Here is a 13,168-nt window from a genome sequence, read left to right as displayed (position 1 = left end):
GAATGATCAGGCGCCCGTCGGGGTATAGCCTTCGTAATGCCGGAAGGGGTACGAGATCCGCCCACCGGCCATGACGGCCTTTTTCTGATTGACCTGCGTCAGGATGACACCCATCACCGGAATATGGCTGTCGCGCAGCAGCCGGATGGTGTCCTTCGCCGCATCGCGCGGCGTCTTTTCCCATTGCACAACGGCAATGGTCTGGTCGACATTCTGTCCGAGAACCAGCGCATCCGCGACCGGCAGGACAGGCGGCGTATCCAGAATGATCACGTCATAGCGGCTGCGGGCATCGGCCAGCAGGCCCTGCATGCGGGCCGAGGCCAGCAGTTCCTGGCTGTCATGGTCGGCACGGCCGGCCAGAATGACGTCCAGGTTGGTTTCCGGGTGGCGCACCAGCTTCTGCGTGTCGCCGAGCGAAAGGCCCGAGAGGATTTCACACAGGCCCGGTCCTTCCGTCAGACCCAGATGCCCGGCGAGGGAGGGGCGGCAGAAATCGCATTCCAGCAGCAGAACGCGCCAGCCGGCGGCGGCCATGTTCTGCGCCAGCTTGGCCGAGAACACGGTCTTGCCTTCCTTCGGCAGGGACGAGGTCACCATCAGCAGCTGCGGCCGCGCGTCGCCCAGGACGCGCATCTGGCCGCGCAGACGATTGAGCGACGCGGTCATCGCGATGTCCGCGGCCCCGCGTCCACGGCTCAGGAAAGGCTGCTTGCGGCTGCTGACGCGTTCGACGGTCGGCAGCATGCCCAGCAGCGGCAGGCCGAGGACGCTTTCGACCTCTTCCGGCCGGCTGAAGCCGCCGCCCAGACGCTCGAGCAGGATCGCAATGCCGACGCCGATGGCAACCGCCAGCAGAACTGCAACCGCAAGGATGCGCGTGCGCTTCGGCGAAGACGGCCCAAGCGGCGGTTCCGCGCTGGACACCAGCGAGGCATCCGCTTCCTGAATGCCTGCGACATTGGCCAGCTGAGCGGCGCGGGTCAGGAAGCTTTCATACAGGCTGCGGGTCGCCTGTGCCTGCGACACGAGCGTGTTGAGGGCAAGGGTCGCTGCATTTTCGTTGCCGACGGCGCCGCGCAGGGAGTCGAGCTGGGCCTGCAGGCTGGCTTTCTGGTCGCGTGCGGCCTGGACCTGCACGGCAAGACTGCGGGTGATCGCGGCCATCTGCGTGCGGATCTGGCCATCCAGGGTGGCGGCGCGGGCGCGGGCGGATTGCAGGTCGGGATTGGCGGCGCCGAGGGTCGCGCCGAGTTCGCTGGCACGCGCCGAAGCGACCGCAGATTCCTGAACCAGTTCCGCGATGACGGGGGAAGCCAGGACGGCAGGCAGATCGCTGGGCGAGACATGGCCTTTCAGGGCCGCCTGCGCCTGCGCCAATGCGCCTTCCTTTTCACTCAGGTCGCGGGAGACCTGGACAAGCTCGGTGCTGGTCGCGTCAAGCTGCTGGCGGTTGACGGTCTGGTCCTGCGGGCCGCTGGTGCTGCTTTGCAAGGAGGGCGATGCCTCGGCCAGACCATGGGCGACACGATAGGCTTCGACCTGATTGTCCTTCTGCTGGACTTCACTGGCGAGCGACCCGATCTGGCCTTGCAGCCAGTCATGGGCGCGCTGCATCGCCGCGTATTTCGCGTTGACCTCAAAGGCGAGGAACTGCTTCGCGAGCTCATTCGCAATATTCGCGCTGACGACCGGGTCGAGCGTCGTCACGCCAATGCCGAGCAGGCGGGAATGCGGCTGGTTGGTGAAGCTCACCTTGCCGCTCAGAATGGCGGAGGCGATCAGTTCCTTGTCGGTCTGGCTCAGAGGCTGGTTGACGATCGGCTTGACCAGATGATGCTTGGCGAGGAAAGCCTGCACCTTGTCGCCAATGCCGCCGACATGGGGCTGGAATTCAGGATCCTGCGTCAGGTTGAGGGCCTGTACAACGCCGAGCGCCAGCGACGGCGAGCTCAGGATGTCGATCTGCGTGCGCATCAGGCTTTCGGTGTCTTCGGCGTCGTTCGAGATCGCCTGAAGGTCGCTCACCTGCGTGCGCTGCGGCGAAATAATGAGAGAGGCTTCGGCCGTGTATTGCTTCGGCATTTTCTGGACGGCCGCGAAGGCGCCGCCGACGCAGACGACCAAAGCGACGATGATAATCCAGGCCCGTCTGCGCAGAATGGCGCCAAGGCGTCCAAACGGCACAGCCACCGGCTCGATCGCCGCGACGGGATCGATTGTGGGCTTCATCACAACATGACGAGGCTTATGCGCCTCGATATGTGACCGCTGAAAATTCTCATCCTGCATAAGCAAAATTGTCCCACTGCGCGAACCGGCTGATCTTAGTCATCAGCCTATAGAGTAGCATCAGCGCAGGAAATTGCCCGGTCATAACTGTGGAGGACAAACGCGCCGCGTCCGTAATCAATTCGGATAGATCGACTTGGCCGGAATGGTTTAATGCCAGGATCGGATTTGGGCTTTCCGCAGACTGAGCGGCTTAAGCCGCGTTCAGACGGATGGAATGGCCAAGGTGGCGCGCAATAATGTGATCAGGCCGCCGGCCGGTGGCGTCCGGCGCAGGCCCGGTTTAGCCGCTTATGCGGCCGCTGGCGAGGCCGAAAGGGGAAAGCTGACGGCAAGATCGGCGCAGCCGCGATAGGCGGCGTCAGACAGGCGCGTGTGCAGCGCCGTATCGTCGGCCAGCCGCCGTAGGGCGGCGGCTGCCGCAGCCGTATCGGGCTCGGCCCAGTGGCTGCCGCTATAGACCGAGGCGGCATCCTTCACCGGTACCAGCGTGTAAGGCACCAGGATGCTGTTCCCGGCGGTCGTGAAATCCGTATTGCCCGACCAGCCGGTGGCGACCACCGGCACGCCGCGCGCCAGGGCTTCCAGCATCGGCAGACCGAACCCTTCGGACCGGTGCAGCGATATCAGGGCATCGGCCCGGCCGTATAAAGCGGACAAAGCGTCATCGGTCATGAATTCGCGGATGATTTCGATATTCGGCGCTTGCAGCAATCCGCCCAGTTGCGCATCGAAAGCCTGAAGCTCGTCGTCCTTGGCCGAGATCTTCAGCAGCAGCCGTGCGGCCGGGGATTGCCCGAAGGCGGCGACGAAGGCGCGCACCGAGGCTTCCGGATTTTTGCGCGACAGGCTGGAACGGCTATCCGCCATGGTCAGCACGGTGAAGGGGGTGTCTGCGGCCCGGCTGCGCGCTATCTGCGGCGGCAGGTAATGCGGCACGACCGCGATCGGCTTGCGCATCATCCGCGCGAGGCTGTCTCGCGAAAATTGGCTCGGCGTCCAGATTTCATGCACCGTGTCTTCGCTGCCACCCCAGTCGGACGGCGGATCGGGCAGTTCCCAGGCCCAATAGGCGATCCGATAAGCGTCGCGGGCGGCGGGCAGAACGGCGCTGATCAGGCTCGCCGTCTGCGGGCCGCCCGAATGGAAGATATAGGCCGTCGCCGCATCATGGGGCACGCGGTAGAAGGGATTGCGGAGCGCCGGTGTGGCATCGACCATCGTGGCATCGATGCCGAGGCTGCGGAGTGCCTGCCATTGCAGGAAGGCGCCGCGAGTGATGCCGTTATGCTTGCCGAAGGCCGCAACGATGGCCACGCGGTCGAAGCGGCGCGGGTTCATGGTGTGGCCGACCAGGCGTTTGGTCCAAGCAGCGCTGCCAGCGAGATAGCCTTCCCGCAGGTAGCGCTTCAAGGTTCCGCTCACGGCTTCTCTTCCGTGACGCCGGAATTGGAGGCAAGACGCAGCGCTGACCGGTTGGGCGTGCTGCCGTCACGCTCGGAATGCGCCTTGCGCTCGGCCAGGCCTTGCACGGTGGTCAGGGCCGGCCCGCTGTGGCGTGCGCCGACAGCGGCTTGGATGCGGGGCGTCACGGCTCGTTTTGCGCCAGCCTCATCGGCCAGCATCAGGGTCATCGGCGCAAAGGTGCCGCCTTGATGTGCGAAGGCGAAGGACGAAATCGCCAGATCGATCCCCGTCGTCTGCGTCGACAGATGACCGCTGGCGCCCAGGCGCAGCGCGCTTTTGACATTGCCCAAGTGGTCTCCCGCTTCATCGCCGGTCACGAGGATGATCGGTTGGACGAAATCGGCATCCCGCAGCAAGGCGATATCCAGCGGCAATTGATCGTTCATGCTCAAACTATGCAGGACGATAAGATCGATTTCGGAAGGGTCGGGTATCGCGACAAGGCTGTGGGCATCCTTGAAGGGCACGGCAACGATCGGTGACATCCGATGGGACAAGGCTGCGGTCATGCATTCCCGCGTCAGCTGACAGCGATCTACCCAGGCTACACGAATGTGTCCGGGCATCACCCTATCCAGGCCCAAAGTTCTGTTGGCATGCGTGTTATCCAAATCAGGCGTCACAGTCGTGTAAAGTGAAACGGGTCTCAATCGGCTCGGAGCACTGGACCGAGACATACGCGAACCTTCGTTAAGGTCGCGTTCGTCTGGTCAGCGGCCTCGCTTTACCTCAAATCCTATGCTGGAATAGGAAAATCCGTGCCTTGGAACAAGGCTGTCAACGCTAATCACTAAAGACGATTTTTGCGCCCCGATAGCCTATTCGGTCGAAGACGGAGGGTTTGGGCGTTCAGTGTGGCGACGCTTGGCGAATACGGCCCGAACTTGCCGAAGCATCGTTCGATGGAAGTCAGCGCAAACGCGAATCAGGCGTAAAGCGCTTTTCCGCAGCGATGACGGGAAAGGTGTCGTGGGCCGCGTCAGCGGCCCGGTCGTGGAACGGCATCAGAGGCTGGGGCGGGTCTCGCCTTCCGGATAAAGCTTCAGGGCATTGAAGGCGGCTTGAGTCCGGTTCGTGGCACCCATTTTGCGCATGATATTGCGGATGTGAACTTTCGCCGTGCTTTCGCTCATGCCCAGCTCATGGGCGATGATCTTATTGGCCTTGCCCTGCTGAAGCTGGGCCAGCACGTCGCGCTGCCGGGCCGTCAAGCGGTAGGGCGTATCCTGAATTGCCTGCGCGGGCTGCGCTACAGCCGTATCGGACAGGAGAATATCGAGCGGGGCGAAGGTGCCTCCCGATTGCACGAAACGGATGGCGGACAGGGTCATGCCCAGGCCCATGCTGCGGGTCGAGATGAATCCGCTAGCCCCGGCGCGCAAGGCTTCGCGAATAGTGCTGACCTGATAGCTCTCTTCGAGGTCGGAGAGGATGATCACCGGAATGGTTTCGAGCGCTTCGCAAATCGTCGTAATTTCCTGGAGGCAGGCGTCGTTCGGCCGGTGCGAATACAGGATCACGACATCCATATCGACCTCGGCGCTTGCCGCCAGGAATTGCTCCACCGTCGCGAAAGTGTCGATCTCAAGGTCGGGCTGCATGTCGGACATCACCTTCGACAGGCAGTCGCGCGTCAGCGCGTAACTGTCGATCCAGGCGATGCGGGCTGTCTGGCTGCGCGGCTGGTCTGTCGGCGGGGTAATATCAACCGAAAAGGGGGTATCGCTGGCCACGGGTAGCGCGTTGGTGCGTATCACCTCGTCATGGGATGAGTCGGAAGACTGAAACGCGCGATCGAATTGGTGAAGTGAATTCCCCATTAGAGTTAACCTCCAAAAATAATCTGCCCATATACTTAGGTGCAGCGCAGCAATTTAACTAGTAAGATTTTTAGGATTAGCCATTCGGTAGGATTGAATTTTATTTTTGTCGATAAATTGAAACCAAAGGCGGCGATATTGCGGCGTGATTGTGATGGCCACTGACAAAAATTTGTCTTGCCAAATTATCAATAGGATTTCTGACGATCCTCATTGAGAAAGTCTTCGGCGCCCATCGCCACTTTGGTGCGATTGGCGACGCCCATTTTCTGCATGATATTGCGGACATGCACCTTGACCGTGCTCGCACTCATGCCGAGTTCCTCGGCGATCAGCTTGTTTGGCTGACCGAGGCGAATCAGATCCAGCACAGCCAGTTCACGCTGCGTGAAGCGCCCATGTTCCGACGCGCGGCGGATGGGGGCGGCGCTGGGCGGCGGCGGCGCGTCCTCCATGAACAGGAAATCACGCGGCACGAAGGTGCCGCCCGAATGCACCAGGCTTATGGCGGACACCACCATCTGCAATCCCGTGCGCCGCGTCAGGATGAAGCCGGCGACGTTATGGGACAGAATATGCCGCACGGCACCGGCATCCAGCGTTGCCGCGTCTGACAGGATGACCAGCCGGGCCGAGGGATAAGCCGTGTGCAGGGCTTCGATCGCGTCGATATCGACCGTATCCTCGGCATGCGAATAATAGACAACCAGATGAGGATCTAATCCCTCCAGGTTAAGGCACTCTTCCACCGACCTGGCTGCGTGGATCACAAAACCGGGCTCGGCCGCCATGACGGCGTTGGCAATGCATTCCCGACTTAGCCGCGCCGCGTCAACCCACAGCATCGAGAGCAATGATCCATCAAGTGCTAGCGAGGCGTCATCGGTGCTCAGATCGGGCGTTTTGTTCACGATCCGTGAGGAATCATCGGATTCCATGTTCACAGTGTTGTATCCCTTAATCGAGTTCCCAGCAGCGTTTCCCGATAGGCGGTCGTGGGGAATGCGTACGAACGTCATGTGTTTCTATCCAAATCAATCCTGCGGTTGCGTGTTCCGGGAAAGCCTCAAACGGGGCACTTTTTTATCCGCATTTCCTCATCCGGCAGATCAGTGAGCTGCAAGACTTAGGCTTAAGCTTAGAGATGGGAGGCTTTAGGCGTTGATAATTTTATATCACCAAGTCGAACATCGCTTAAAATCGGCCAAACAGCGGCAAACCTGAAAGCGTTATCACTAAAAATCGTTAGGTCATTTAACATTATGGGTAGAACTAGTCTTTGGGATTAGTTCTTAAAATCTAACGATTCCGTTTGGGGCTTTTCCCATTTATTTTCAACACAAGTTCGTGATAGTCTTTGTTCTTATCGCGTCTTTTTCGGGATATCAAGAAATACTCAGCAGGGTTTAATAAAACGACGAAGCCTCAGTCGAAGCGGTCGAGGTCAAAACATAGAAAGAAAATGGGTATATGAAGCGCTGGACTCAGAAAACATCGCGTCAAAGGTATAGCTGTTATTGTTCTTGTCTCAAATAACAATGCTTGATACCCGGAGGAAAATTAAAATGCTGTGCTGATATTGTTGAGAAATCGATTTTGCTGATTTTATGCCAATTCGTTATTTAGTCAGATAATTGTGATCGTTTTAGAGTTTCCTGTGCTGCGAGCCGAAGGCTTGTGCGGGCGAGGGGTGTTTTTTTTAATTGATGCTCACGGCCGTATCGCGACAAGAAGGCGCTGCCTCACGTGTCGCCGCAGGACTAAGATGCGGATTGAGAATTGTCCTGTTAGCTAATGAAAACTTTCAAAAAATTTGATCTGGAAGGGCAAGCGGGATGCATGACTGGTCCGTTCACCGTGCCGCGCTTGCACGAGGATGACCGCCGCTGTTCCAGGTCTAACCCGCCTCCTGTGACAGTGGCGCGCATTGCCCGCTCTCACACTGGTTTTTTTTGTTACAGAATCGCGGCAATTGTTTGATCGCCTTTGATGGCTCATGAACGCGGGCATTTGCCCGGGGTCACGGTCTTTCTCAAGCCATCCTTTCTGACAGCGCGACCATCGGCCCGATCTCAAGAGGCCAATCGCGTCTTGGGCCTATGTGGACGGAATCAAAATTCGATGGGATTTGGTTTGGCCGGCCGGGGACGCGCCGATCGAAAGCCGGCGAAATCCCCGGCCGCTTACGCGGGAATGGCGCAGGGCGGGCAGGGCCGTGCCACCATCGCTTTGGCATGACGGTCTGCACCGGCCTGGGCTTTGCCCACGCGGGGTGGGAGGGGCGCTAAGGCTCGCCCCCAGGTTAAGCGGCTTCGTGGGCGCGCAAAGGCTCTGTCAGGGGCGTGGCAGGCTGATACCGCGCCAGATCCGCGCGAACCATGATGCCGCACAGCGCTTCCGCACCGGTCTCCGGATGCCAACCGATGGTCTGCCTCGCCTTGGACGGATCGCCGATCAGGGATTCGACTTCCGCCGGCCGGTAAAAGTCGGGGTCTACCGCCACCAAGGTCTCGCCCGTGCGGGTGCAATGCCCGGTTTCGGACGAACCGGTGCCGCGCCATGCGATTTCCTGACCGGTCTCGCGGAACGCCCATTCGGCGAATTGCCGCACGCTATGGGTCTTGTTGGTCGCGAAAACCAGCGTATGCGGCTCATCGGCTTGCAGCAGCGCCCACATGCCGGCGACATATTCGGGGGCATAACCCCAGTCGCGTTCGGCATTCAGATTGCCCAGGCGGATGGGCTCCGTGCTGCCGGTGGCGATTCGCGCCACACCGTCGGTAATCTTGCGGGTCACGAAATCGAGCCCGCGCAGCGGCGACTCATGGTTGAACAGGATGCCGCAGCTGGCAAAAATGCCGTAGGATTCGCGGTAATTGATCGCCATCCAATGGGCGTAGAGCTTGGCGGCCGCATAGGGGCTGCGGGGATAGAAGGGCGTCGTCTCCGTCTGCGGCACCGCCTGGACGCGGCCGAACATTTCGGCGCTCGACGCCTGATAGAAGCGGATGCGCGGATTGACGCTGCGGATCGCTTCTAGAATGTGGACAGTGCCAAGTCCGGTAATCTCGGCCGTCGTTGCCGGCAGATCGAAGGATGCGCCGACGAAGCTTTGCGCCCCGAGATGGTAGACTTCCGTCGCCTCCGACTTCTCCAGAATCCGGAAGCAGGAGCCGGGGTCCGTCACGTCATGCACCATCAGCTTCAGCCTGGGATGGTGCCGGATGCCAAGCGCCTCCAGGCGCCAGAAATTGGGCGTGCTGGCGCGGCGATAGGTGCCGTGGACCATATAGCCGCGGTCGAGCAGGAAACGCGCCAGATAGGCACCGTCCTGGCCGGTAATGCCGGTGATGAGGGCGGAGGTCTCAGTCATGCGGCTTCCTCGCTGACAACCAGAGGGCGGGGGCGGCCTTTACCCAGGCGCGCGACATGCGCGTCCCAGTGCGACCAGATCAGGCGGGCGAAATCGGCTTTGAAATTTTGGGTCGAGAACCGCAGCGCGTTGCGCCGGACCACGTCGGGGTCGAACGGGGTTTCGCGCGCCTCGAAGGCGTCGACCGCCGCCATGATGGCTTCCGGCGTCTGCTCGTAGAAATACATGCCGGTCTCGCCGTCGATGATCGTCTCGGTGGCGCCGCCGCGACCGAAGGCCAGAACGGGCGTGCCGCAGGCCTGGGCCTCGATCGGGGCGATGCCGAAATCCTCCTCGGCGGCGAAAATGAAGGCGCGCGCACGGCGCAGATGGCTGAGCAGGACCGGAAATTCCTGGTAGCCGAGCAGGGTGACGTTCGGCGTCGCCAGCTTGCGAATGCGGTTGAACTGCGGCCCGGTGCCGATCATGACCAGCCTGCGATGCGGCATCTTCGCGAAAGCCTGCACGATCAGGTGCATCTTTTTGTAGGGGACCATACGCGAGGACGCGAAATAGAAGTCTTCGCGTGCCTCATCGCCTATGGTGAAGATATCGGTCTCCACATTCGGGTAGACGACTTCCGATTCACGGCGATAGGCCTTCCAGACCCGCCGCGCGATGTAATGCGAGCAGGAAATGAAGTGATCGACATGCTGGGCGCTTTGCTGGTCCCAGACGCGGATCTTGTGCAGAAAATAGCGGGCCAGCGCACTGCGGATGCCGCGCTCCAGCCGTGATTCCCGCAGATACTGGGCCTGAAGATCCCAGGCATAGCGCATGGGGCTATAGCAATAGCATATATGAAGTTGATCGGGCCCGGTGATGACGCCTTTGGCGACGGCGTGGGAATTGGAGATGATGAGGTCGTAGCCGCTCATGTCCAGTTGTTCGATCGCAATCGGCATCAGCGGCAGCATGTCGCGATAGATATGCCGGATATAAGGGATTCTCTGCAAAAAGGTCGTCTTTACCCGGCCCTTGGTGATGACTGTCCGGTCCTTGTCGGGCAGCACTTCGATGAGGCTGAAGATATCGGCCTCCGGAAAAAGCGAGAGTATGACCTCAAGCACCTTCTCCGACCCGGCCCAGGTATTGAACCATTCGTGTACCAGCGCGACTTTCAACGCGCCACCCTGGACGCGAAAAGCGAGGGCTCGATGCGCATGTCATTGAAATCTGGGGACAATCCAATGCTCCTGACACGAATTGTCTATTCTCTATCAGGCGGCCTCTGCTGGTTCCAAGCGCTTTGGAGTAATCACAATAGGCGTACTTAATTCGAATGGCGTCCTCAACTGCTATGCGAAACGCGCTCGCTCACGCCGGCGGCATTCGTGTGAGCGTGGCGCAGGCCGCCAGGGAGCGGCCTGCGATGCTGCAAGGTCAGGCTGCGGCCAGTGTGGCCATGTCAATCACGAAACGGTAGCGCACATCTGCGCGCTCCATCCGCTCGAACGCGGCATTGATCTCATCCATGCGGATCATCTCGCAATCCGGCAAAATGCCCTTCTTGGCGCAGAAATCGAGCATTTCCTGCGTTTCGGCGATGCCGCCGATGGGCGAGCCGGCAACGCGGCGCCGGCCCGTCAGCAGCGGCACCGTATTGGTGCCTTGAATCGGTCCGACGACGCCGACGATCACCAGCGTGCCGTCCACGTCCAATAGGGGCAGGTAGGGTGTCAGGTCGTGATCCACCGGCACGGTATCGATGATGACCTGGAAGCGGCTTGCCGCCTCCGCCATGGCATCGGCATTGCTGGACATCAGGAAATGGTCGGCGCCCAAGGCGCGGGCATCCGCCTCCTTATCCGCGCTGCGGCTGATGACGGTCACCTCCGCGCCCAGGCCGACGGCGAGCTTTACCGCCATATGGCCGAGCCCGCCCAGACCGATGACGCCCACCTTGCTGCCAGGGCCGACGTTCCAGGTGCGGAGGGGGGAGTAGGTGGTGATGCCGGCGCAGAGCAGCGGGGCTGCCCGCGACAGGTCCATGCCCTGCGGCACGCGCAACACGAATTCCTCGCGCGCCACCAGATGCTTGGAATAGCCGCCATAGGTCGGGCTGCCGTCGATGCGGTCCCGGCTGTTATAGGTCTGGGTATTGCCGGCGCGGCACAGTTGCTCCTCGCCCTTTCGGCACTGGTCGCAGCTCATGCAGCTGTCGACCATGCAGCCGACCGCGACATGATCGCCTACCTTATACTGCGTGACGTCACTGCCGACCTCGATCACGCGGCCGACGATCTCATGGCCCGGCACGATCGGGTAGCTGCTCCAGCCCCAGTCATCGCGGGCCTGATGCAGGTCGGAATGGCAGATGCCGCTATAAAGCACCTCCATCACGACATCCTTGGCACGGGGCGTACGACGCTCAAAGCTGAAGGGTTCCAGGGGCGTGTCGCAGCGCAGGGCTGCATAGCCTGACGTTTTCATGTGATGTCCTGAACGTGAAGGGCGCGGGACGCGCCAAAAGGCTTTCCGCAAACAGGCAAGGCGCGCTCAGAGGAGGCGGATGGCTTCGTCTCCTGTCCTTACGGGTATCCGTCGGAAGGCGGACCTTACGGATGATTTATACGGAGGAACCCTCCGTATATCAAGGGGGCTTTCGTCATATGGCTTGGCCAGTGAAAGGGCGGCCGCTGGCTCTATTTCTTGCCCATCCGTTCCGACACTGTGGTCTTCACTTGTGCGGAACGTTCCGCACTACCGCCGAACGGCAGCTGTGCTCTGTGTGATATAAAAAAAACTTAATCATCCGTTTCGAATGCGACAAAAATCAGTCGCCGCAAAAAATGACGGCCAGAAAAGCCTTTTCAGGCGAAGCGGCAAGTTTTTCTGCGCGCTTGCGCGCAATTTGGCTGATTATTTGATCTCAAATGTACACATGCCGGCCAAAATAACGGCCTCCACAGGACACAATGCTTAACCCTCTCGGTTGGTCTAAGCCTAAGGATGGATCGCTTTTTATGGGGAGTTACATAATGTGGCCGCGTAGCCGGTGGCCGACAGGCCGTCTATATTTTACGAAGCATAGAGGCCGATTGCGGCGGTTGCTGAGACAGGATTTTTGATATGTCCCAGACATTAATGGCACGAACAGTATTATCCCCAGTGACGCGGATTGAAAGCACGCCGGTTATTCACATCGAGCAGGCGGCTGCACGGCGTCGGCCACAGGCGGATATTCCTTGCGCGACCATTTTTCATGAGCCCTGGTGGTTGGCTGCCGCGACCGACGGCACCTACGAGGAAGCGTCTGTTGCGGCCAATGGTGCGGTCGTGGCGCGTTTGCCCTACCAGCGGCTGCGCAAGTTTGGCGGACATACTGCTTTGGTGATGCCTCCGCTGACCCATGTGCTGGGGCCGTGCATCACGCCTGATCTGCCAGGGAGCGATGTCAATCGTGCGCTGAAGGAGTTTTCGCTGACTGCGGAATTGATTAAGCAACTCCCTAATGCATCGCATGTCTGGTTTGCGATGAACCGCCGCGTGCAGGATACACTCGCTTTTGAGGCAGCCGGTTTCGATCTGAGCGTGGACTTCACATCCGAAATCGAACCGGATTGCCGCGAGGCCCTGTGGCGCCGGATGCGCGACAAGACGCGCAATGTCATTCGCCGCGCCGAAGAGGCCTTGACGATCGAGGAAATTGAAGACCCGGCGGTTTTCTTTGACTTCTACGAGGACAATCTGCGCCGCCGTGGTCGCGTCAATAAATTCCCGCGCCGCGAGTATAGCAATGTCATGGATGCCTGCATTGCGCGTCAGCGCGGCCGCATCCTGGCCGCGGTCGATTCGACCGGCACCCTGCAAGCCGCCATTTTCACGGCCTGGAATGCCGAGGTGGAACACTATCTTCTGGCGACGCATGCGCCGCAATCCGGCAATGGCGCCACAAGCCTGCTGATCTGGACGGCCATTCAGGAAGCGGCGGCCAACCGGCGCATTTTTGACCTCGACGGCATCAAGCATGAAAGCAATCGTCTGCTGGTCGCGGGCTTCGGTGGCACGACCAAGCCGCGCTTTCTGGTCAGCAAAAACGCCCCTGTCTTCCGCGCCGGTCAGGTCGTGATGAATGCGCTGAAGCACCGCTTCCGCTCCTACTAGTCTGGGCTGAGACGCGCCCAAGGCGCGAGGGTCGCACGGCAGGGCTTGGCCGGTGGACAGGGTGGGGGGG

9 protein-coding genes are annotated in these 13,168 nt (G+C 60.3%); 1 reads left to right on the top strand and 8 read right to left on the bottom strand.

The features are described from left to right. Positions 1–6: 6 nt before the first annotated feature. The 8 genes from ASILVAE211_RS20840 to ASILVAE211_RS20805 all read right to left on the bottom strand — a co-directional run bounded on the left by ASILVAE211_RS20840 (position 7) and on the right by ASILVAE211_RS20805 (position 11,424). Positions 7–2,232 (bottom strand): GumC family protein, encoded by a 2,226-nt coding sequence (locus ASILVAE211_RS20840; RefSeq protein WP_227323295.1) that lies wholly within the window; start codon positions 2,230–2,232, stop codon positions 7–9. A 351-nt stretch (positions 2,233–2,583) separates the two neighbouring features. Then, positions 2,584–3,717 carry a glycosyltransferase gene (locus ASILVAE211_RS26400; protein ID WP_227323294.1) on the bottom strand — a complete coding sequence of 378 codons (1,134 nt, stop codon included), beginning with the start codon at positions 3,715–3,717 and terminating at the stop codon, positions 2,584–2,586. Further along, a complete protein-coding gene (locus ASILVAE211_RS20830; RefSeq protein WP_227323293.1) occupies positions 3,714–4,268 on the bottom strand; it encodes a hypothetical protein in 555 nt (184 codons plus the stop codon). Before ASILVAE211_RS20830 ends, ASILVAE211_RS26400 begins: the two co-directional genes overlap by 4 nt. A gap of 495 nt (positions 4,269–4,763) precedes the next feature. Continuing rightward, entirely contained in the window at positions 4,764–5,492 is a 729-nt protein-coding gene (locus tag ASILVAE211_RS26395) for a LuxR C-terminal-related transcriptional regulator (RefSeq protein ID WP_227323292.1), read from the bottom strand. A 275-nt stretch (positions 5,493–5,767) separates the two neighbouring features. Beyond that, positions 5,768–6,424 (bottom strand): helix-turn-helix transcriptional regulator, encoded by a 657-nt coding sequence (locus tag ASILVAE211_RS20820; RefSeq protein WP_227323291.1) that lies wholly within the window; start codon positions 6,422–6,424, stop codon positions 5,768–5,770. A 1,457-nt stretch (positions 6,425–7,881) separates the two neighbouring features. After that, complete coding sequence (gene gmd / locus ASILVAE211_RS20815) at positions 7,882–8,952, bottom strand: GDP-mannose 4,6-dehydratase (RefSeq protein ID WP_227323290.1); 1,071 nt, start codon at positions 8,950–8,952, stop codon at positions 7,882–7,884. Beyond that, on the bottom strand, positions 8,949–10,115 hold the full coding sequence (locus ASILVAE211_RS20810; protein WP_227323289.1) for a glycosyltransferase family 4 protein: 1,167 nt from the start codon (positions 10,113–10,115) through the stop codon (positions 8,949–8,951). Before ASILVAE211_RS20810 ends, gmd begins: the two co-directional genes overlap by 4 nt. Before the next feature lie 259 nt (positions 10,116–10,374). After that, a complete protein-coding gene (locus ASILVAE211_RS20805) occupies positions 10,375–11,424 on the bottom strand; it encodes an NAD(P)-dependent alcohol dehydrogenase (protein WP_227323288.1) in 1,050 nt (349 codons plus the stop codon). Positions 11,425–12,063: 639 nt separating this feature from the next. Here ASILVAE211_RS20805 and ASILVAE211_RS20800 point away from each other — a divergent pair. Next, positions 12,064–13,098, top strand: a complete 1,035-nt coding sequence (locus ASILVAE211_RS20800) for a GNAT family N-acetyltransferase (protein WP_227323287.1) — start codon at positions 12,064–12,066, stop codon at positions 13,096–13,098. The last annotated feature ends 70 nt before the right edge of the window (positions 13,099–13,168 follow it).

This window comes from Acidisoma silvae, assembly GCF_020618775.1.
GTDB classification, from domain to species: Bacteria; Pseudomonadota; Alphaproteobacteria; order Acetobacterales; family Acetobacteraceae; genus Acidisoma; species Acidisoma silvae.
The sequence above is the reverse complement of the archived record's forward strand: the minus strand, read 5'-3'. Positions and strand labels throughout refer to the sequence as shown.

Excerpts from the sequence above, each read along its gene's own strand:
- ASILVAE211_RS20840 (WP_227323295.1), bottom strand. The coding sequence starts at position 2,232 with ATGAAGCCCACAATCGATCCCGTCGCGGCGATCGAGCCGGTGGCTGTG.
- ASILVAE211_RS20830 (WP_227323293.1), bottom strand. The coding sequence starts at position 4,268 with ATGACCGCAGCCTTGTCCCATCGGATGTCACCGATCGTTGCCGTGCCC.
- ASILVAE211_RS20820 (WP_227323291.1), bottom strand. The coding sequence starts at position 6,424 with ATGCTGTGGGTTGACGCGGCGCGGCTAAGTCGGGAATGCATTGCCAAC.
- gmd (WP_227323290.1), bottom strand. The coding sequence starts at position 8,952 with ATGACTGAGACCTCCGCCCTCATCACCGGCATTACCGGCCAGGACGGT.
- ASILVAE211_RS20805 (WP_227323288.1), bottom strand. The coding sequence starts at position 11,424 with ATGAAAACGTCAGGCTATGCAGCCCTGCGCTGCGACACGCCCCTGGAA.
- ASILVAE211_RS20800 (WP_227323287.1), top strand. The coding sequence starts at position 12,064 with ATGTCCCAGACATTAATGGCACGAACAGTATTATCCCCAGTGACGCGG.